The sequence below is a fragment of the Jidongwangia harbinensis genome, from assembly GCF_020216025.1.
Classification (GTDB): domain Bacteria; phylum Actinomycetota; class Actinomycetes; order Mycobacteriales; family Micromonosporaceae; genus Actinoplanes; species Actinoplanes harbinensis.
In genome coordinates this window covers 552,688-570,162 of the sequence record NZ_JAIWNC010000001.1, presented here as the reverse complement: position 1 = coordinate 570,162, position 17,475 = coordinate 552,688, and the positions used below count along the sequence as shown (strand labels likewise).

Genomic DNA, 17,475 nt, shown 5'->3' with positions numbered 1-17,475 from the left:
GATCACGCACCGGCACGATTTTGCCGATCCCTCGTGTACAGCGCAAGCGACGGGGGCACCGGTTGCCAGTTTCCGACAACCGCTCGTTCGGCGATATCTATGTGGCCAGTTCAGCGCATTGATCAAATATTGTCGCCAAGGTTCTCAAAAAGGATCATGGAATGGCGGTTGCGAACTGCGTGACAGCCCGGGCAGCATAGCGGCGACGTGAATCCGGGCCCGGCGTCGCCTTGCCGGTACGGCTCATTTCCAGGGGGTGCCGGTGTCGTCGGAGATCGTGACGTATGAGGTGGACGGTGCGACGATCGCGCAATTCGAGATCGATCCCGTGGACGGCTTCCACCCCGCCGGTGTGGGCGACGTGGCGGGGCGCGTCCGGACGGCGGCAGCACCGGCCATCGAGGCCGCCCGGGAGATCCTCATCCAGGCCCGTGCGCTCGCGCCGGACGGCGTGGAGGTCAAGTTCGGCGTCAAGGTGACCGGAACGGCGAACTGGCTGGTGGCCCGCGCGGCGACCGAGGGCAACTTCGAGGTGACACTCTCCTGGCGGCCGGACACCGCGCCGACCGGCCGCCCCTGATCGGACCTCGTCATGAACCTTGCACCCACCGACGCCTCGTGGACGGTGGCGATCCACACCGGCGAGCGCTCGAGCACCGCGATCGGCACCGGTGTCGTGTTGGGTCCGACGCTGGTGCTGACCTGCGCGCACGTCGCCTGCCCGGGCGGGGAGCTCCGGGCCGATCTGTGGGTCTCGTTCCCGAAGTCGGGTGAGGGCTTCTGGGTGCGGCGCCGGGTGGCGCGCTGCCGGGACGACGGATTGCCGAGCCACGAGATCGACCTCGCCCTGCTGGAACTGGCCGAGCCCGTGCCCGGCCGGGTCCGGCCGGCGAGGTTGCGATGCCTGCCGGAGCATGCCCTGCTGCAGCGGTCGTGGTGGGCGTTCGGCTTCCCGAGCGGCTCCGGTGACGGCAGCAGCGCGTACGGCCGGGTCACCGACGGGCTCTCCTGGGGGAAGGTGCAGCTCACGAACGAGTCCGATGCCGGCCTGGCCAAGGGATTCAGCGGCGCGGCGCTGTGGTCGCCGGACTATGAGGCCGTGGTCGGCATCGTCGAGCAACACAGTGACAAGGGCCACGGCCGCGCACAGACCTTCCGATACGCCGACGAGCATCTGCCCGCGATGGGGCTGGCATTGATGGCGGCCTGGCGTGCCGGGGACGCCGACGACGCGGCGCTGGCTGCCTGGGGGTGGACCCTCACCACCGACGCCGAGGCCGGTCAGCACTGGCTGCCCCGGGCCCGGGGTGTGGCGGTGCGATCCGAGCGCGGGTTCCGGTTCCGCGGCCGCGAGGCCGCCCTGCTCAGACTGAAGGAGTGGCTGGACGACCCGGTCGCCTCCGGTCGCCCGCTGGTTGTCACCGGCTCTCCCGGCGTGGGTAAGTCAGCCGTGCTGGGCCGCGTCGTCACGACCGCCGACCCGGAGATCCGCGCGGGGCTCCCGGCCGACGACACCGCCGTGCGAGCGACGACCGGATCGGTGTCCTGCGCGGTCCACGCGAGGGGCAAGAGTGCGCTGGATGTCGCGGTCGAGATCGCCAAGGCGACCGGGGCCCGGTTGCCGCGGACACCGGACGAGTTGCCGTCCGCACTCCGTGACCACCTGGCCGGGCGTGACGTCAGGTTCAACCTGATCGTCGACGCGCTCGACGAGGCCGTGACTGCCCAGCAGGCCCGGCTACTCCTGTCCGCGGTGTTGCTGCCACTCGCCCGCATGTGTGCCGGAGTCGGAGTCCAGGTCGCGGTGGGCACGCGGCGGAGCGACGACCTGGGCAACATTCTGGACCTGTTCGGCACGGCCCCGGGCCGGGACGTGATCGATCTCGACGAGTCCGCCTACTTCGCCGAGTCCGACCTGGTCGAGTACGCGCGCGCCACCCTGCAACTGGTGGGCGACGAGCGGCCCGGCAACCCGTACGCGGAAGTCTCTGTGGCGTTGCCCGTCGCCCGCCGCATCGCGGCGCTGGCCCGGGCCAACTTCCTGGTCGCGGGTCTTCTGGCCCGAACGCGAGCGCGCAACGACACGGTGGCGCTCGATCCGTCGCAGGTGCAGTTCGCCGGCGGGGTCGGCGCGGCGATGGACACGTATGTGGACACGTTGTCCCCGGCGGGGTCGGCGTCGGCGCGATGCGCCCTCACCGTGCTGGCCTACGCGGAGACCCCGGGGCTGCCGCTGTCACTCTGGCGGGCGGGCGTGCAAGCCCTGGGCGCCGAGGTCTCCGAGGCCGAGCTGGCATCGTTCGTCCGTACCTCGGCGGCGAACTTCCTGGTCGAGACGAGTGGCGACCGCGAGGTCAACTACCGGCTGTTCCACCAGGCGCTGAACGACGAGCTGCGCGCCGCTCGGGAAGACACCCGCCGCGACGAGAGCCACCTGGTCGATGCCTGGATCGAGGCGGGCCGCGCGACCGGATGGACGCAGGCCCCCGTCTACCTTTTGACCAGCCTGGCCGAGCACGCCGCGCGCACGGGCCGGCTCGACCGGCTGCTGTGCGACGACGGCTATCTGCTGCACGCCCGGCTGGACCGGGTGGTACGGGTCGCCGGGTGCGCGGACGGTCCACGGGCTCGCGCGCGCATCCAGTTGCTCCAGCTGGCGCCGGCCGCCATCAGCGCCGCCCCCGCTGAACGCGCAGCCCTGTTCTCGGTCGCCGACACGATGGACGGGCTCGGCTGCGACCTCGATCTGCGCGCCGCCGGCCACGTGCCGTACCGGGCGATGTGGGCGCATACGCACCCCCGCGAGGAGCGCACCCTTCTGGAGGGCCACGCCGAGGCCGTGTTCGACGTCTGCCCGGTGACGGTGGACGGGCGCACGCTGCTGGCGTCCGGCGACGACAACGGCACGGTCCGTCTCTGGGATCCGCGGACGAATCAGTCCGAGCAGGACTGGCAGTGCCACGAGGACGGCGTTCGCGGCATCTGCTCGGTCCGCGCCGGCGATTCCCAGTTGCTCGCCACGGCGAGCCTGGACGGCACCATCCGCCTGTGGGACCCGCTCAGCCGAGCACTCGTCGGCGAGTTACGCGAGCACGGGGAATGGGTGCGCAACATCTGCACGATCCCCCTGCCTGACGGTGACCTGCTGGCCTCGGCCGGCGACGACGGCACGGTAAGGATCTGGGTACCGGCCACGGGCACGCTGTTGCACACGCTCGACGACCATGCAGGCTGGGTCACGGCTGTCACCCATGTCCCCACCGGTGGCCGCGATCTGCTGGCGTCCGCGGGTTACGACGGCACGGTACGGCTGTGGGATCCGCTGACCGGCGCGCCGCTGGCCAAGATGACCGGACATGACGGCTGGGTGACGACCCTGCACGCGCTCCGGCGGTCTCCGGGCCGGGCGCTGATCGCGTCGGCCGGTTACGACGGCACGGTGCGGCTGTGGGATCCAGAGACCGACGGGGAGGTACGTCGCTTCGACACCCCCAGCCCGGTGACCGATCTCTGCACTCTCGACACCGCGGGCGGCCGGCTGCTCGCCGCCACCGGGGAGGACGGGATCATCCGGCTGTGGGACAGCACCGACTGGTCCGAGCGCGAGCCGCTGACCGGCCATTCGAGCTGGATCCGAGCCGTTTGCGAGCTTCCGACCGATGACGGCCCGGTGCTGGCCACCGCGGGTGGCGACGGTACGGTCCGCCTCTGGGACGCCGACGCGCCGCGCCGAGGACCGATCGCGGACGCGCGGCAGCTGAAGGCGGTCACCTCGCTCTGCATGGTTCCCGGCGACGACGGCCCGCTGGTCGCGTCCGCCGGCGGCGACGACGGGATCCGGCTGTGGGACCCGCTCACCGGCGAGCAGAGGTTCGAACTGCGGGCTGAGTCGGGCACCGTCGCCAGCGTGTGCGTGGCCGACGACGAGGGAACCCCGGTTGTCGCGGCCGGCAACAGCAGCGGCGCCGTCGAGCTCTGGGACGACTGGTCGGCGCCGCCGGGCGAGCAGATGCGGGAGCACTACGACGCGGTGAACGCGGTGTGCGTCGTGCGGGAGAACGGCCAGGAACTGATCGCTTCGGCCGGCGAGGACATGACGGTCCGGCTGTGGACCGTTCACGACCGCGTCGTGCGCGGCCGCCTCGCGAGTCACAGCGAGTGGGTTACGGCGCTGACGGTGGTGTCCCGAGAGGGCCGCGTGGCACTGGCGTCGGCCGACAAGACCGGCACCGTACGGCTGTGGGACCCCAGCGGCACCCTGCACTGGGCATCACCGGGCCACCAGCTCATGGCGGTGAACGCCCTGTGCTCGATCGTCGTGGGGAAGCGAGAGCTGCTGGTCTCGGGCGGCTCCGACCGGTCGATCACGCTGTGGGATCCGGAATCCGGCCGTCCGGAGGCGACTCTGCTCGGCCACGAGCGCGAGGTCACCGGCGTCTGCCGCATGGCCTACGACGGCCGTGAGGTTCTGGTCTCCTCCAGCCTGGACCGCACCGTGCGCCTGTGGGATCCCGCCACCGGCCGCCTGATCCGGGCGATCCAGGTGTATCACCCGGCATTGAGCTGCCTGGCGGCCGGCGACACGCTGATCGTCGGCCTGGACCACGGCCTGCTCGCCCTGCGGATCACGCCATCCGGCGACGGTTAGGCGGGCATCTCGTCCTCGGCCCTTACCTTGACGCCGCTCGGCGTGTCCTTGGGCCGGTCAGGAGTGCATGGGCGGCGTGGTGGTTGCGGCCCGCAACCTGCCCTGGGCCCATGCGGAGCAGAACGCGCTACCGTACATCGGCAAGAATGAGGTGGACCCCGATCGCCGGTGAGGTCTACAACGCGAATCCGGGACGAGGATCGGGACGTTCGAGTGGTCGATGCTGAACCTGCTGTCCAGAAGTTCTTCGAGCGTGCGGGTGAGGGGCAGGTGAGCATGTTCGTCGCCGCATGTGCGGAGCGAATGGCTCAGCTCTTCACCGGCCCGGTCGGTGCCGACACGGCGCGTTCTCCGGATGTCGACACGGTGATCCGCTGCCTGGACCTGCTCTGGCAGTACCCCTCCGGCACTGCGTGGGGTGAGATCGCCGAGGCGATGAAGCAGTTCCCGGAGCTGACCGGTGACGAGCAGTCACCCGGCCTGTTGGCGTACGCCGACGACGCGGCCGCCGCGGTCTACTACGCGGTGAAGTACCGGAAGGATGGTGATCTGACATCGGTGGCGAGCTGTTCCAACAGCGCACTCAACTCGGCGGAGTACATCTCGGACCTGCTCGACGACGGCGTCGACCGGTATGAGATCGAGGTACAGAACCAGCAGGCCGACATGGCAACGCTGTCCGGTGCCGACGCTTCCGGCGACGACCTCGTTCGCTCGCTGCGGGAGCGTGCGCGGGAATCGTCCAGGACGAGGCTCACCGAGTTGATGTCAGCCTGATCCGACCCGTACCGGACGAACGACGGCAGCAGGCCTGCACGGGCCCGCCGCCGTCGCCGTGTACCGCTCGAAACCGGGTTCGGGGGTTGACCACGGGTTCTGTGCGTTGCCGGTCGCTGCACAGGGCGCGCTCCGCGCAGGGACGCCATGGTCACGTCCGGTGGCTACGGGCGGTGGTGGTCCCTTCTACCGATAGCGAATCGGGCTTGTGCGCGGCGCGATGGCCTCGCGGTGGGTGAGAGATTCGCCATGCGGCGTGGCCATGCGGAGCCGGTCCTGGTCGACGTCGCCAGGCTGATCCCCGGTCTGCTGACGCCGGGCGACGGCGCCACCGGTGAGGCTCTGCTGGAGGTTCAGGACGCGGCTCTGCTGATCGTTGCCACCCCGGCCTGCAAAGGGTCCTACGCGGGCGTTCTCAAGGCGTTGCTCGACCAGCTCCCGGCCAACGCGCTGGCCGGCGTCGTGGCGGTCCCCGTCGTGACGGCCGAGACCCAACCGGTGGCTGATCTCGCGGAGACCTTCCTCGCCCGGCTGCTCGGCGAACTCGGCGCCGACGTCGCCGATTTCGGCCTGACCGCGACCAGGTCCGAACTGAGCGACCTATCCTCCGTCGCGGACCAGTACGTGTCGGCCTTCGACCCCTGACGGGTCACCGCGGCCGGGTCTCTGGGACGCCGTCGCCCATGGAACTCCTTCGCCGTGCCCGGTTCACCGGCCACCTGCCGGCGATGCAGGACGAACTCGCCGGTTCGTCGACGCGGTGGTGCCGATCTCGCGCTTCGCCTAGTCCCGCAGCAGTGGCAGCAACTGGTCGCCCTGACGGCGGATCTCCCGCAGGTACGGGGTGTCGGAGAGGACGAAGTGGGTGATGCCGAGACTCTGGTAGCGGCGCAGCGACTTGGCCACGTCCTCGGCCGACCCGACCAGCCAGGTGGTGGCGGCGCCACCCCCGCCGACCTTGCCGGGCGTGGTGTACAGGTTGTCGTCGAGGACCTCGCCACGGGCGGCCAGGTCGAGCAGCCGCTGCTGGCCGACGGCGGCGCGCCGGTGCGGGTTCTGGGCCGCGACACCGTTGCGCCCGGCCATCTCGGCGACCTTGGCCTCGGCGTCGGCCCAGGCCTGTTCGGTGGTGTCGCGCACCAGGGTGGTGACGCGCAGACCGAACTCCAGCGGGGCGTGTTCGCGACCGAGGTCGCGGCTGAGCTGCTGAAGCCGCTCGATGCGCTCGCGGACGCCGTCGAGCGGCTCGCCCCAGAACAGCTGCACGTCGGCCTCGGCGGCGGCGACCCGCTCGGCGGCCTCCGACGCGCCGCCGAAGTACAGCCGCGGGTGACGGCGGTCGCCGCGCACGAGTGGCCGGGGCGTGACGGTGGAGCCGGTCACCCGGAAGTGCTCGCCGTGGTAGGTGACGTTCTCCTCGGTCCACAGTCGTCGCACGATCTGCAGGAACTCCCGGGTACGTCCGTAGCGGTGCGCCTGATCGCCCTCGCTGTCGCCGTACGCGGCGAGGTCGTCCTGACCGGAGACGATGTTGACCAGTACCCGGCCGCCGGTGAGGTGGTCGAGCGTGGCGGCGGCGGAGGCGAAGTTGGCCGGACGCCAGTAGCCGGGTCGGATCGCGATGAGCGGTTGAAACGTGGTGGTCCGCGCGGCCAGGGCGGTGGCGACGGTGAACGTGTCGGGCCGGCCCCAGCCGGTGCCGAGCAGGGCACCGCCCCAACCGTGGTCCTCGAGTGCCCGTGCCTGGCCGGTCAAGGTTTCGAGGCTGTTGTGCCCGGCCGTGACGGGTTCGCCGCGGTGTCCGGGCGTGACCTGGTTGGGGATGTACCAGAGGTATTCGTTGCGCATGTGGGGCCTCCCGGACCGAAGCGGATGCGTCGATGACACCGGCCGACGGCTGCCAATCGCTCAGCCGCGTGGACCACATTACCTGTAATGCCTATAGAGCCTATAGGTATGTTGGACTTCATGCAGACGGTGCTCCTTCACTCGGGGCGCGAGGTCGACCTCGCGCTCGTCGCCGGTGCGGTCTCGGCCGGATTCAGCGCGTCGACCCGGGCGCTGATCGCCGAACGGCCGGGCACCCCGCGCGACCGCATCCACCGCGGCGCCGCCGGCTCCGGGCACCGGCTGCCGCTTCCCACCCGCGCGGCGCAGGCGGCGGTGGCCTGATGCCCACGGACCTGATCCGCCCGCAACTGTCCCGCCGCTCGGTGCGCCGCTTCGCCAACCGCGACGTCACCGACGACGAATTGAGCACCCTGGTCGCGGCCGCCCAGGCCGCGCCCACCTCCCCGCGTACGACGAAACCCTCGCCGCCTACCACGGCCGGTACGGGTCGACCGGAACCTGGACCGGCCGGGTCCTGCCCAGGCTCCGCGGTCCGGAGTCGATGGCCGGACGGCACACGCTGCGGCAGGCGCTGGAACACCTCGGCCTGGCGTCACGGTGAGCAGGTGCCGGCCAGCTGGTGGCCTCCTCCTCCAGGCGGGCTGCTGACCGCGGTCCCCGTATCTGGCGGCGGAGCACTTCCGTTCAGGCGAGTCCCTGGGTGACCGGCAGCCCGATGAGGGCGGCGGCCAGGCCGAGAGCGGCGCTGACGGCCAGGACGCGCAGCACGGACCATTGGAGCGTGAAGATGAGCACCGTGGCGATGGCGGTGATGGCGACGGGTACCGGCTGGATGGTGCCGGGATCCGGCAGCTCGACTTGCAGCGGCCCGTGGGTGATGGTGCGACTGGCGCCGAAGAGGGTGTGCACGGCGAAGTAGAGACCGAGGTTGGCGATGACGCCGACGACGGCGGCGGTGATACCGGTCAGGGCCGCCGACAGTGACCGGTTGCCGCGCAGGCGTTCCACGTAGGGGGCGCCGAGCAGGATGAACAGGAAGCACGGCACGAAGGTCACCCAGGTGGTGAGCAGGGACGCGACGACGCCTGCGGTCCAGGGATTGAGGTTGCCGGGGTGGTGGTACGCGCCGAGGAACGCGACGAACTGAACCACCATGATCAGTGGGCCCGGGGTGGACTCCGCCAGGGCGAGGCCGCGGACCATGTCGCCGGTGGAGAGCCAGCCATAGTCCTCGACCGCGCGTTGGGCGACGTGGGCGAGTACGGCGTAGGCGCCGCCGAAGGTGATCACGGCGGTGCCGGAGAAGAACAGCCCTTGCTGGGTGTAGATGCTGCCGATTCCGGTGAGGGCGGCGACCACGCCGACCGGCACGAACCAGACGGCCACGCCGACGGTGAGGATCACGGCGGCGCGGCGGCCCGACGGCCGGTCGTGGTGCAGTGCGTCGTCGGCGATCAGCGGTGCCGGCCCGTCCTCGCCGCCGGCCTTGTGCCCGCCGGTGGTGGTGATCAGCCCCGGCCGCCATCGGTGCAGTGCCCACCCGGCGAGCGCGGCGGCCGCGACGACGATCGGGAACGGCACCCCGAACACAGCCAGGGCGGCGAACGCGGCGACCGCGAACCCGACCAGCACGGGATTGGCGAGCGCGCGCGTGCCGACGCGCCACACGGCTTGGACGACGATCGCGATGACGGCCGGGGCGAGGCCCGCGAACAGCGCGGTGACGACGGTGGTGTCGCCGAAGCCGACGTACACCGCGGACAGAGCGAGCAGCGCGACGAGTCCGGGCAGCACGAAGAGGATGCCGGCGACCAGGCCGCCCCGTAGGCCGTTGAGCAACCATCCGACGTAGATGGCCAACTGCTGGGCTTCCGGGCCGGGCAGCAGCATGCAGTAGTTCAGGGCGTGCAGGAACCGCTTCTGCCCGATCCAGCGCCGCTCGTCGACGAGGTGGCGCTGCATGACGGCGATCTGCCCCGCCGGGCCACCGAAGGTCTGCAGGCTGATGGAGAACCAGGCCCGGGTCGCGGCGCGGAACGGCACCACGTCACCGCTCACGGCCGGCGGCTGCGGGGCGCCGGCCGGGTCGGCACTCATGTCGGGGTCGGTGGTCGTCATCGCGGGCTCTCCCGGATCAGGCGGGTGGGCGGCCGAGCAGCAGCACCCGGCGGTAGTACTCGTACAAACCATCGAAGACCGGGCCGGTGAGCTCCAGGACGCGGTGGTCGTCGGTGAGCACCAGCGACAGCCCGCGCAGCACGACGTCGAGACCGGGGGCTTCGGGGGCGTCGTAGCGACCGTCCTCGATGTCGGCCTCGTGCACGATCTCGGCGAGCTTCCACAGCACCGGGTCGTGCAGGTCGTAGCGGCGCAGAATCGTCTCGAAGGTGCAGTCTGTGCCGTGGTGCGACAGGTCCACCCCGCGCATGTCGAACGGAGTCGCGTCGGGCGGCACCTCGTTCGGGTCGGCGACGAACACGAACTCCGGCCGCGGGTCGACGTGGCGGCGGATCAGCCAGGCGCACGCCGCCCGGTCGATGTGCACCCCGGCGCGGGTCGCCCACTTCACGACCGGGCTCCCGGCGCCGGTTCGGCGATCGAGCCGGGCTCTCGCTCGACGGCGTCCGGGTCGGTGAGCCGGCGTACCGCCAGCTGGGCGGCGTCGCGCTCGGACGGTGGAAAGAAATCACGGCGGCCGATCCGGCGCAGCTCGTTGCGCAGCCGGCGCACCGCCGCCTGGCGCTCCGCGCCGCTCAGGGTCGCGGCTGCGTCGGCGGCCGCGGTGACGGCGGCGTACTCGCCGCCGCGGGCCGCGGCCATCTGGGCGGCGAACTCACGTTCCGCCGCGGTCGAGGCCGGTCGGGCCAGCCACACGCTCGCCGTGCCACCGGCGGCGAGCACGTCGTCGGCGGCCCACTCCAACTGCTCGCGGGTGCGGGCGTCGGCGGGCAGCGCCACCAGGCCGTCGCCGAGCTGAGCGACGCCGAGCTGCTTGAGCTTGCGCCAAATGGCGATCCGTGGTGTCGATGGCTCCCGCGGCACCCGGTAGGCCAGCAGCACCCATTCACCGGTCGGTACCACGCCATCACCCACTCGCCGATGTAACCACGGTTACATCGCTCTGTCCAGGCTGGGCGCCGGGTGACCGGCCGCGTCGACATCGCGGCCGGTACGACGCCCGGGACGAATACTCCGCGCCGCTGGGCGCTTCGCTCAGGTCGCCGTGCAGGTCAGCGTCGGCGTGGTGGAGGGACTATCCGAGCCGAGCAGGCCGAACGTGGCCCCTCCGCCGGGTGGAATGGCGCCGTTGTGGGTCGCGTTGGTCACGGTGGCGGTGGTGCCGCTGGTGGTCAGCGAGCCGTTCCAGACCTGGCTGATCGACTGTCCGGAGCCCATCGTCCAGCTCACCCGCCAGCCGGTGATGCTCGCCGTGCCGGTGTTGGCGACCCTCACCTCGGCCTGGTGTCCGCCCGGCCAGCTGTTCGCCACCCGGTACGAGGTGGCGCACGCGGTTTCGGGCACGGGCGGGCCGGACGGCGGCGGGGACGGGGTGGATGGCGGCAGCAGGGTGATGGTGTACGCGTCGTTGACCGCGTTGTTGGCGATGGTCACCGTGGTGGCGTTGCCGTTGAGCGTGGTCACCTGGTCCTGCACGGTGGCCGGGCTGCTGACCGCGCCGCCGTTGTTGTGCGGGATGCGCTGCACCAGGACGCGGACCCGGTTGTCCGCGATGATCCCGGCGGTGCTGTCGAGCGCTCGCAGGGAGACGGTGAGGTTCCCGGTGGTCCGGCCGCCACCGACGAGTACCTTGCCGACGCCGATGTCCCGGGTGGCGTAGCCGTCGTAGCTCCCCGACGGCGTGGTGGTCACCGCGGTGCCGGTCTGTCCGGCGTAGAACTGGTAGACCCACCACTCGCCCTTGGTCTGGTACTGCCCGGCGGAGTCGTGGGTGAGCAGGTTGCCCAGGTCGTTGTGCAGGTTGCCGCCGCTGGCCCAGTTGGCCCGCAGCCCGTCCGCGCCGGCGCGTTCCAGCCGGGTGAGGTACCAGGCGCCGTCGGCGGGATTCTGCTCGTTCGCGGCGCCGTACTCGTTGATCTGATAAGGCCGGGGGTGTGGGATGCCGCGGGCGTCGAGCGTGGCGTCGGCGGCCGCGACGTTGGCGACCGGGTCGCTGGGCAGGGCGTGCCAGCTGAAGATGTCCGGCACCGCGTTGTTCGCCTTGACGTAGTCGAGGTACTGGGTCCACCAGGAACCGTTGGCGGTGCTCGGTACGCCGGCGTGGCTCGGGCCGACGATCAGAGTGCCCGGCAGGTCGGCGCGCAGCCTCTGATAGGTGCGCCGCCACAGCTCGAAGTACTGCGACTGCGGACGGTCCCAGAAGATTGAGATGTTGGGTTCGTTCCAGATGTCCCACTGGACCGGTACGCCGGTGGCCTTGACGTCGGCGATCACCCGGGTCAGGAAGGTGTGGTAGTCGGTCCAGTCGCCGTTGTCGCCCGGGTAGCGGCCGATGCGGGCGCCGTCGGCTCCCCACAGGTCATGGGGGAGCAGGACGAACGTGCCGCCGAGGGCCTGGGTGCGCAGCATCTGTGCGCGGGTGGCGTTCCACCGGCGGTCGTATCCACCGCCCTGCCAGCCGCCGCCGGGTAGCTGCGCGCCACCGGCACGCATGGCCCGGAACTTGATGTCGGTGAAGAATCGGTCGGGCGGGTTGGCGCCGTTCTCGGTCATGCCGTAGATCCAGCCGGACGCCCGGTAGGTGGGCGCGGTGGTCGCGGCGGCGAAGTTGACACTGATGGCCTGATCGTCGGCGAGCGCCGGTACCGGTGCGGCGAGAACGCCGGCCGCGACCAGGACGCCGATCAGGAGACGACCTACGCCGGTGCGAGACGGGGACGGGACGCTCACAGTGCCTCCACGATGAAGAATCAGGTACGGGGGAGTGGCGCAGGGGCGGTGCTGTCGCGCAGCGAGATGGGGGGCGCGAGGAGCAGGTGGCGGACCGGGTTCTCCGGCGCGGCGATCCGCTCCTGGAGCAGTTCGACGGCGTGGGCGCCCATGGTCAGGGCGGGTACGTCGGCGGCGGTGAGCCGCGGACGGAATCTCTCGGCCAGGTGCGCCGCGGCGACACCCGCGACGGACAGCTCGCGCGGTACGGCGACACCGGCCCGCTCGATGCCGCGCTGCAGGCCCGGCAGGGCCGCTTCGTTGATCGTGACGATGCCGGTGATCTCGGGATGGCGCTCGCGGAGCTGCGCGAAGCACTCCTCGCCGGCCGCGGGGTCGTCGGCGCAGGGCAGGTCGATGCCGGTCGCGCCGCGCTGCCGGACCGCCTCGGTGAAAGCCGTCTGGGCGCGGTGCGCCGGGCCGTACCCGGTGGCGGCCAGCTCGGCGGAGCGATTGATCAGCGCGATCTCCCGATGGCCCAGGTCGGCCAGGTGATGCACGCAGCGGGCCACCAGCGCCGCGTAGTCGACGTCCACCCAGAAGGTGCCCTCGGGGTGCGCGGTGCGGCCGATCGTCACGAACGGCAGTCCCGCCTGCTGCAGGAGGGTGACGCGTTCGTCCTCCAGCCGGATCTCCATGAGGATCACCCCGTCGACGCGCCGGCCGGAGATCAGCCGCTCGAACGACCGGTCGTGGTCGCCGCCGGACGGCGACAGCAGTACGTCGAGGTCGGCGCGTGCGGCGGCTTCCACCACGCTCGCCACGAATTCCAGCTGCGTGTCGGTCAGTCGCAGGCTGGCCGGCGGCACGACCAGCCCGAGGGTGCGGGTCCGGCCCTCCTTGAGTGCTCGCGCCGCGGCGTTGGGCCGATAGCCGACCTCGTCGATGACCGCCTGGATGCGCTGCTTCGTCGCCGCGCTGACCGACCGCCGGCCGCTGAGCGCGTAGGAGACCGTGCTGCGCGACACCCCGGCCCGGCGCGCGATCTCACCGATGTTCATGCGGATCTCCCACTGTCGAATCGGTTCGCATCGCAGGGTAGGCATCGGTCGTCCTCGATGTCAATGTGACCGCCGGGGAGGGTTCGACGCGATGCTCGAATGCGGACTGCGGAATGGCCGAGACTGCAGGGTGGGAGAATTTCTGACGTTAGAAATCCACCGACACCGATATCTGGTCTGAGGCGAATCGATTCGGTAACGTGCGAGGTGGTGCCGGAGGACGTGAGTCACACGACGGAGGGTTGCTGATGCGCACCGTTCCGGTGCCGGCCGCGCCGAACAACGTGGTGACCACGCCGCCGATGGGCTGGGCGTCCTGGAACACTTTCGCCGCCAGAATCGACTCCAACGTGATCCGGGCGCAGGTCGACGCCATCGTCTCCTCGGGACTCAAGGACGCCGGCTACGAGTACGTCAACATCGACGAGGGCTGGTGGCAGGGCACCCGCGACCCGGCCGGCAACATCACCGTCGACACCGCCGAATGGCCCGGCGGGATGGCCGCGATCGCCGCGTACATCCACAGCAAGGGCCTCAAGGCCGGCATCTACACCGACGCGGGCCGCGACGGTTGTGGCTACTACTACCCGACGGGACGTCCGGCCGCGCCCGGCTCCGGCAGCGGAGGCCACTACGACCGGGACTTCCTGCAGTTCTCCCGGTGGGGCTTCGATTTCGTCAAGGTCGACTGGTGCGGTGGCTACGACGAGCGCCTCGACCCGCAGGCCACGTACACGCGGATCGGCGACTCCATCGCCCGCGCCACCGCCCAGACCGGCCGGCCCATGGTCTTCGCCATCTGCAGCTGGGGCAACGGCAGCCCGTGGAACTGGGGCCCCGGCCTTGCGACGATGTGGCGCACCAGCCAGGACATCATCTACCACGGCCAGAGCGCCTCGATGGACCGGGTGCTCGCCAACTTCGGCTCCGCGCAGCACCCCACCGCCCAGAGCCCCGGCCACTACAACGACCCCGACATGCTCGTCGTCGGCATGCCGAACTTCACCGCCGGGCAGAACCGCACCCACCTGGCCCTGTGGGCGATCTCCGGTGCGCCGTTGCTGGCCGGCAACAACATCGCCACGATGAGCGCCGAAACCCGGGCCATCCTCACCAACCGTGAAGTCATCGCCATCGATCAGGACCCCCTGGGCCGGCAGGGCGCCAAGGTCGCCGAGGACGACACCGACCTGCAGGTGTACGGCAAGACTCTCGCCGGCACCGGAAAGCGGGCCGTCCTGCTGCTCAACCGCACCGGTGTCACCGCCGACATCACCGCCCGCTGGTCCACGCTGGGGCTGACCGGTTCGGTGGCCGTGCGCGACCCGTGGACCGGCACCGACCGGGGATCCTTCGCCACCGGATACACCGCGAGCGTGCCGGCCGAGCAGGCCGTGCTGCTCACCGTCACGGGCGCGGAAGGGTCGAGCCCCGGCGGCCACACCGGCCCGATCGTGGCCGGGTAGTCCGGCCGACGCCGGGGCATCGACACCAGCACCGCCAACGGCGCGTAGGCGCAGTCCGGGACGTGGTGGTGACGGCCCGTCACTCAGGCGTGGAGATCGCGGCGGCGGCAGCAGCCGACGATGCCGAGGGTTGCCAGCGTGGTCATGACGGTCGTGATGAGCCAGTTCGGTGCGGTTCGCGTGCCCGACTTTCCGACGGCCCGGTCGGCACGACCAGCGGCCGGCCCGTGGCGGGGCACTCCACGACCAGCGCATTCAGGTTGAACACCACGCTGAGCATTCCGTGCGTCCGGGATCTCGAGCGTGACACCGTCGACCGCCGGGGCGCCACCGTAGCCGAGCTGGATGTCGTGCACTGTGAGGCGAGCGGCCATGGACATCTCCCGGTCAGGCGTTGGCGCGGTGGAGAATCAGCAGGAGGGCGACGGCCCCGATACGGCCGTGACGGCGCCGACGGGCAGTGCGGCGCCGAAGGGGCCGCTGCGGGCCAGGGGGTCCGCGGCGACGACGAGAGCAGCGATCAAATCAGCTTGGAATCCGCGTCGAATAGTGCAGCTTGTGCCTGAGCGATGAATGCCTGAGTTTCCTGACTGAGTGCCTCTCTCGCCGCTCGTACCTCCGCCCTGATCGCATCCGGATCCCGCAGCTGCAAGGCGCGATCGAGGTCATCTCCCAAAAGATCAAGAGCGGCCTGGAGGCGATCGACCGATTCCCGGATCGACTCCGGACCTTCGAGGTAGACCACGTATCGACGACGGGCGAGTTCGCCGCCGACCGCGTTTCTCTCGGTGCGGAATTCGATCAAGGCGGTTTCGTCCCCGGCGGCTGCCCGGTGAACCAGATCTCTGACCCGCCAGCGCACCTCAGCTACGTAGGTGAGCAGATCAACGTACGCGGAGCGGCGCAGATCCCTGGCCCGCTCCCGGCGTTGGTTCTCCGCGTTGGTCGTGACATTCAGCCGCGCGGCGTTGATCGTCGCTCTACTCGTGAGCCAGCTTGCCGTCAATGCGGCGGAAGCGGTGAGGATTCCGGTAACCAGAGCCACCATCACGGTCTGCTGCATACCGGCATTGTGTCGCTCCGGGAAAGGAGCGCCACGGCCGCACCAGAGGACGGCATCGGCCGTACGCGGCTCCCGTCAGCCGGTCGATGACGGCGCGGGGGACCGTGAGCCCTCCGACGCCGGCGTCGAGGATCTCGGTCACCGGTCGGCGGTGGACCGCGCGGGTGCCGGCGCGTCCAGGTTGGGGATGGCGTATCGCTCGATCAGCTCGTTGAGCGCGAAGAAGCTGATCATCGGCTCGATGGCCAGCAGCCGGGTGATCGGCGTGTCGTACTTGCGGGCGATGTACCGGTAATTCACGGCGGCGGCCGCCTGCAGCACGTCGTCGACCTTGTCGTGCGGATAGTGGATGGCGGTGGCCCGGCGTTCGAGCTGGATCCGGGCGCCGGCCCGGTAGAGGCGATAGCCCAGATCCACGTCCTCGCCACCCCAGCGCTGGAACTGCTCGTCGAAACCGCCCACCTCGCGCAGCATGTCGGTCGCGGCGGAGGCGTTGGAGGTCCAGTACATCAACCAGGGAGCGGGCAGCCCGCCGAAGTCGTCGCCGTAGCGCCGGTAGAACGCGTCGCGGTGGTCGAGTGCCTCGCCGGCCCGGGTGAACGCGTCGATGGCACTGTCGGGGTCGTTGAGGTCGAGCGTCTCGAGCACCACGCGCTCGTCCTCGTTGTTCAGGTTGTATCCGAACACGTAGCCGCAGAGGGCGACCGGCCGGGGCTCCCGGAGGTGCCGCTCGACGTGCGCCGACAGGCACCCGGTGTGGGCGATCACCCCGGAGTCGAGGAAGACGCACAGCGGCGCGCGGGCATGGGTGATGCCGGTGTTGCGCGCCCGCGCGACCCGGTACCCGTCGTCGGGCTGGAAGTGATAGTGGATGTCGAGCCGGTGCCGGTATCCGGCTACCACCTCTGCCGTGTCGTCGGAGGAGCCGTCGTCGACGACCACGACCTCGTACGACCGCGCCGGCAGGTCCTGCCGGACCAGCGAGTCGAGCGTGTAGCTCAGCAGCCGGGAGCGGTTGTAGGTGGGAACGATGACGGTGCAGCACGGGGCTTCGGGCATGGCGGGCTCCTTACCGGGTCGTCGAACAATCGGGGAAGGGCGTCCTCTTCACCGTCGTACCTCGCCGGCGCGGTGTTGGTTCCGCCGTCGCGCCGTTCGAGCCGGCCGGTCGCGCGGTCGGCCCAGCTTCGCGGAGGGCGTTCATCGAATCTGCACAGACTCCGCTGCCGGCGGCCCGGGACTTTCGGCAGGGTCGCCAGGCGAGGGCCGGCGGTCGGTTGCTGTCCCGGGCGTGCCGGCGGGTGCGGGCGGCGACGGCGGTGATTCCGGCTGTGCGCCGTCCTGCTGCTGACCGAGGGCGCGCGGCGAGGCATGCAGGATCCGTGCGTTTCCGGTGAACGACGCGCCGCAGACTCCTCCCGGCCGTTCGGCGGACTCCACGTGAGTTCCTCCCGGGTGACCGCCGCGCAACCTCCGATTCCCCATCGAAAGCGAGACCGACATGGCAAATCCGTTCGATGACGAGGACGGCGTCTTCCTGGTGCTGGTGAACGACGAGTCGCAGTACTCGCTCTGGCCGGAGTTCGCGGAGGTCCCGGCGGGCTGGACCGTGGCCCGCGGGCCGGGCAGCCGCGCCGACAGCCTCCGGTACGTCGAAGAGAACTGGGTGGACATGCGACCGCGCAGCCTCGCAGAGGCCATGAACCCCGCCTGACCGACCCG

At 70.8% G+C, this 17,475-nt stretch carries 17 protein-coding genes; 8 read left to right on the top strand and 9 right to left on the bottom strand.

Annotated elements, in window-relative coordinates:
* The first annotated feature begins 262 nt into the window (after nucleotides 1–262).
* The 4 genes from LDL48_RS02450 (at nucleotide 263) to LDL48_RS44170 (ending at nucleotide 6,070) form a co-directional block, all read left to right on the top strand.
* Nucleotides 263–580 carry a CU044_2847 family protein gene (locus LDL48_RS02450; protein WP_225253286.1) on the top strand — a complete coding sequence of 106 codons (318 nt, stop codon included), beginning with the start codon at nucleotides 263–265 and terminating at the stop codon, nucleotides 578–580.
* A gap of 12 nt (nucleotides 581–592) precedes the next feature.
* A complete protein-coding gene (locus tag LDL48_RS02445; RefSeq protein WP_225253285.1) occupies nucleotides 593–4,648 on the top strand; it encodes a trypsin-like peptidase domain-containing protein in 4,056 nt (1,351 codons plus the stop codon).
* 270 nt (nucleotides 4,649–4,918) lie between these two features.
* A complete protein-coding gene (locus LDL48_RS02440) occupies nucleotides 4,919–5,425 on the top strand; it encodes a hypothetical protein (RefSeq protein ID WP_225253284.1) in 507 nt (168 codons plus the stop codon).
* Between the two features lie 249 nt (nucleotides 5,426–5,674).
* Entirely contained in the window at nucleotides 5,675–6,070 is a 396-nt protein-coding gene (locus LDL48_RS44170; RefSeq protein WP_272492989.1) for an NAD(P)H-dependent oxidoreductase, read from the top strand.
* A gap of 138 nt (nucleotides 6,071–6,208) precedes the next feature.
* Here the strand turns inward: LDL48_RS44170 and LDL48_RS02430 are convergent, their stop codons facing one another.
* Nucleotides 6,209–7,273: an LLM class flavin-dependent oxidoreductase gene (locus LDL48_RS02430; protein ID WP_225253283.1), complete on the bottom strand. Its 1,065-nt coding sequence runs from the start codon at nucleotides 7,271–7,273 to the stop codon at nucleotides 6,209–6,211.
* 120 nt (nucleotides 7,274–7,393) lie between these two features.
* Here LDL48_RS02430 and LDL48_RS02425 point away from each other — a divergent pair, with 120 nt between their 5' ends.
* Nucleotides 7,394–7,597, top strand: coding sequence for a hypothetical protein (locus LDL48_RS02425; protein WP_225253282.1), 204 nt, complete (start codon nucleotides 7,394–7,396; stop codon nucleotides 7,595–7,597).
* Nucleotides 7,597–7,980, top strand: coding sequence for a nitroreductase family protein (locus tag LDL48_RS44965; RefSeq protein ID WP_225253281.1), 384 nt, complete (start codon nucleotides 7,597–7,599; stop codon nucleotides 7,978–7,980). Before LDL48_RS02425 ends, LDL48_RS44965 begins: the two co-directional genes overlap by 1 nt.
* Here LDL48_RS44965 and chrA read toward each other — a convergent pair.
* From chrA to LDL48_RS02395, 5 genes are all read right to left on the bottom strand, one after another.
* Nucleotides 7,961–9,394 carry a chromate efflux transporter gene (gene chrA, locus LDL48_RS02415; protein ID WP_225253280.1) on the bottom strand — a complete coding sequence of 478 codons (1,434 nt, stop codon included), beginning with the start codon at nucleotides 9,392–9,394 and terminating at the stop codon, nucleotides 7,961–7,963. The two genes, LDL48_RS44965 and chrA, sit on opposite strands and share 20 nt — an antisense overlap.
* Nucleotides 9,395–9,410: 16 nt before the next feature.
* Nucleotides 9,411–9,845, bottom strand: a complete 435-nt coding sequence (locus LDL48_RS02410; protein ID WP_225253279.1) for a chromate resistance protein ChrB domain-containing protein — start codon at nucleotides 9,843–9,845, stop codon at nucleotides 9,411–9,413.
* Entirely contained in the window at nucleotides 9,842–10,357 is a 516-nt protein-coding gene (locus tag LDL48_RS02405; RefSeq protein ID WP_225253278.1) for a Chromate resistance protein ChrB, read from the bottom strand. The genes LDL48_RS02410 and LDL48_RS02405 overlap by 4 nt, the downstream gene beginning before the upstream one ends.
* A 132-nt stretch (nucleotides 10,358–10,489) precedes the next feature.
* Nucleotides 10,490–12,184 carry a cellulose binding domain-containing protein gene (locus LDL48_RS02400; protein ID WP_225253277.1) on the bottom strand — a complete coding sequence of 565 codons (1,695 nt, stop codon included), beginning with the start codon at nucleotides 12,182–12,184 and terminating at the stop codon, nucleotides 10,490–10,492.
* A 20-nt stretch (nucleotides 12,185–12,204) separates the two neighbouring features.
* The gene (locus tag LDL48_RS02395) at nucleotides 12,205–13,224 is read right to left on the bottom strand and encodes a LacI family DNA-binding transcriptional regulator (RefSeq protein WP_225253276.1); all 1,020 of its coding nucleotides are present in this window, start codon (nucleotides 13,222–13,224) and stop codon (nucleotides 12,205–12,207) included.
* Nucleotides 13,225–13,472: 248 nt separating this feature from the next.
* Between LDL48_RS02395 and LDL48_RS02390 the strand changes: the two genes are divergently transcribed.
* Nucleotides 13,473–14,690: a glycoside hydrolase family 27 protein gene (locus tag LDL48_RS02390; protein ID WP_225253275.1), complete on the top strand. Its 1,218-nt coding sequence runs from the start codon at nucleotides 13,473–13,475 to the stop codon at nucleotides 14,688–14,690.
* An 83-nt stretch (nucleotides 14,691–14,773) separates the two neighbouring features.
* Here the strand turns inward: LDL48_RS02390 and LDL48_RS02385 are convergent, their stop codons facing one another.
* The 3 genes from LDL48_RS02385 to LDL48_RS02375 all read right to left on the bottom strand — a co-directional run bounded on the left by LDL48_RS02385 (nucleotide 14,774) and on the right by LDL48_RS02375 (nucleotide 16,812).
* The gene (locus LDL48_RS02385; protein ID WP_225253274.1) at nucleotides 14,774–15,064 is read right to left on the bottom strand and encodes a hypothetical protein; all 291 of its coding nucleotides are present in this window, start codon (nucleotides 15,062–15,064) and stop codon (nucleotides 14,774–14,776) included.
* Nucleotides 15,065–15,210: 146 nt separating this feature from the next.
* Complete coding sequence (locus LDL48_RS02380) at nucleotides 15,211–15,753, bottom strand: hypothetical protein (RefSeq protein ID WP_225253273.1); 543 nt, start codon at nucleotides 15,751–15,753, stop codon at nucleotides 15,211–15,213.
* Between the two features lie 138 nt (nucleotides 15,754–15,891).
* Complete coding sequence (locus LDL48_RS02375; RefSeq protein ID WP_225253272.1) at nucleotides 15,892–16,812, bottom strand: glycosyltransferase; 921 nt, start codon at nucleotides 16,810–16,812, stop codon at nucleotides 15,892–15,894.
* Between the two features lie 442 nt (nucleotides 16,813–17,254).
* On the opposite strand from LDL48_RS02375, the gene LDL48_RS02370 reads away from it, so the two are divergent.
* Nucleotides 17,255–17,467: an MbtH family protein gene (locus LDL48_RS02370; protein ID WP_225253271.1), complete on the top strand. Its 213-nt coding sequence runs from the start codon at nucleotides 17,255–17,257 to the stop codon at nucleotides 17,465–17,467.
* The last annotated feature ends 8 nt before the right edge of the window (nucleotides 17,468–17,475 follow it).

What these genes read in the sequence shown, in the direction of transcription:
- LDL48_RS02395 (WP_225253276.1), bottom strand. Translation starts at nt 13,224, where the DNA reads ATGAACATCGGTGAGATCGCGCGCCGGGCCGGGGTGTCGCGCAGCACG.
- LDL48_RS02390 (WP_225253275.1), top strand. Translation starts at nt 13,473, where the DNA reads ATGCGCACCGTTCCGGTGCCGGCCGCGCCGAACAACGTGGTGACCACG.
- LDL48_RS44965 (WP_225253281.1), top strand. Translation starts at nt 7,597, where the DNA reads ATGCCCACGGACCTGATCCGCCCGCAACTGTCCCGCCGCTCGGTGCGC.
- LDL48_RS02375 (WP_225253272.1), bottom strand. Translation starts at nt 16,812, where the DNA reads ATGCCCGAAGCCCCGTGCTGCACCGTCATCGTTCCCACCTACAACCGC.
- LDL48_RS02380 (WP_225253273.1), bottom strand. Translation starts at nt 15,753, where the DNA reads ATGCAGCAGACCGTGATGGTGGCTCTGGTTACCGGAATCCTCACCGCT.
- chrA (WP_225253280.1), bottom strand. Translation starts at nt 9,394, where the DNA reads ATGACGACCACCGACCCCGACATGAGTGCCGACCCGGCCGGCGCCCCG.
- LDL48_RS02385 (WP_225253274.1), bottom strand. Translation starts at nt 15,064, where the DNA reads ATGGCCGCTCGCCTCACAGTGCACGACATCCAGCTCGGCTACGGTGGC.
- LDL48_RS02445 (WP_225253285.1), top strand. Translation starts at nt 593, where the DNA reads ATGAACCTTGCACCCACCGACGCCTCGTGGACGGTGGCGATCCACACC.
- LDL48_RS44170 (WP_272492989.1), top strand. Translation starts at nt 5,675, where the DNA reads ATGCGGCGTGGCCATGCGGAGCCGGTCCTGGTCGACGTCGCCAGGCTG.
- LDL48_RS02370 (WP_225253271.1), top strand. Translation starts at nt 17,255, where the DNA reads ATGGCAAATCCGTTCGATGACGAGGACGGCGTCTTCCTGGTGCTGGTG.
- LDL48_RS02425 (WP_225253282.1), top strand. Translation starts at nt 7,394, where the DNA reads ATGCAGACGGTGCTCCTTCACTCGGGGCGCGAGGTCGACCTCGCGCTC.
- LDL48_RS02430 (WP_225253283.1), bottom strand. Translation starts at nt 7,273, where the DNA reads ATGCGCAACGAATACCTCTGGTACATCCCCAACCAGGTCACGCCCGGA.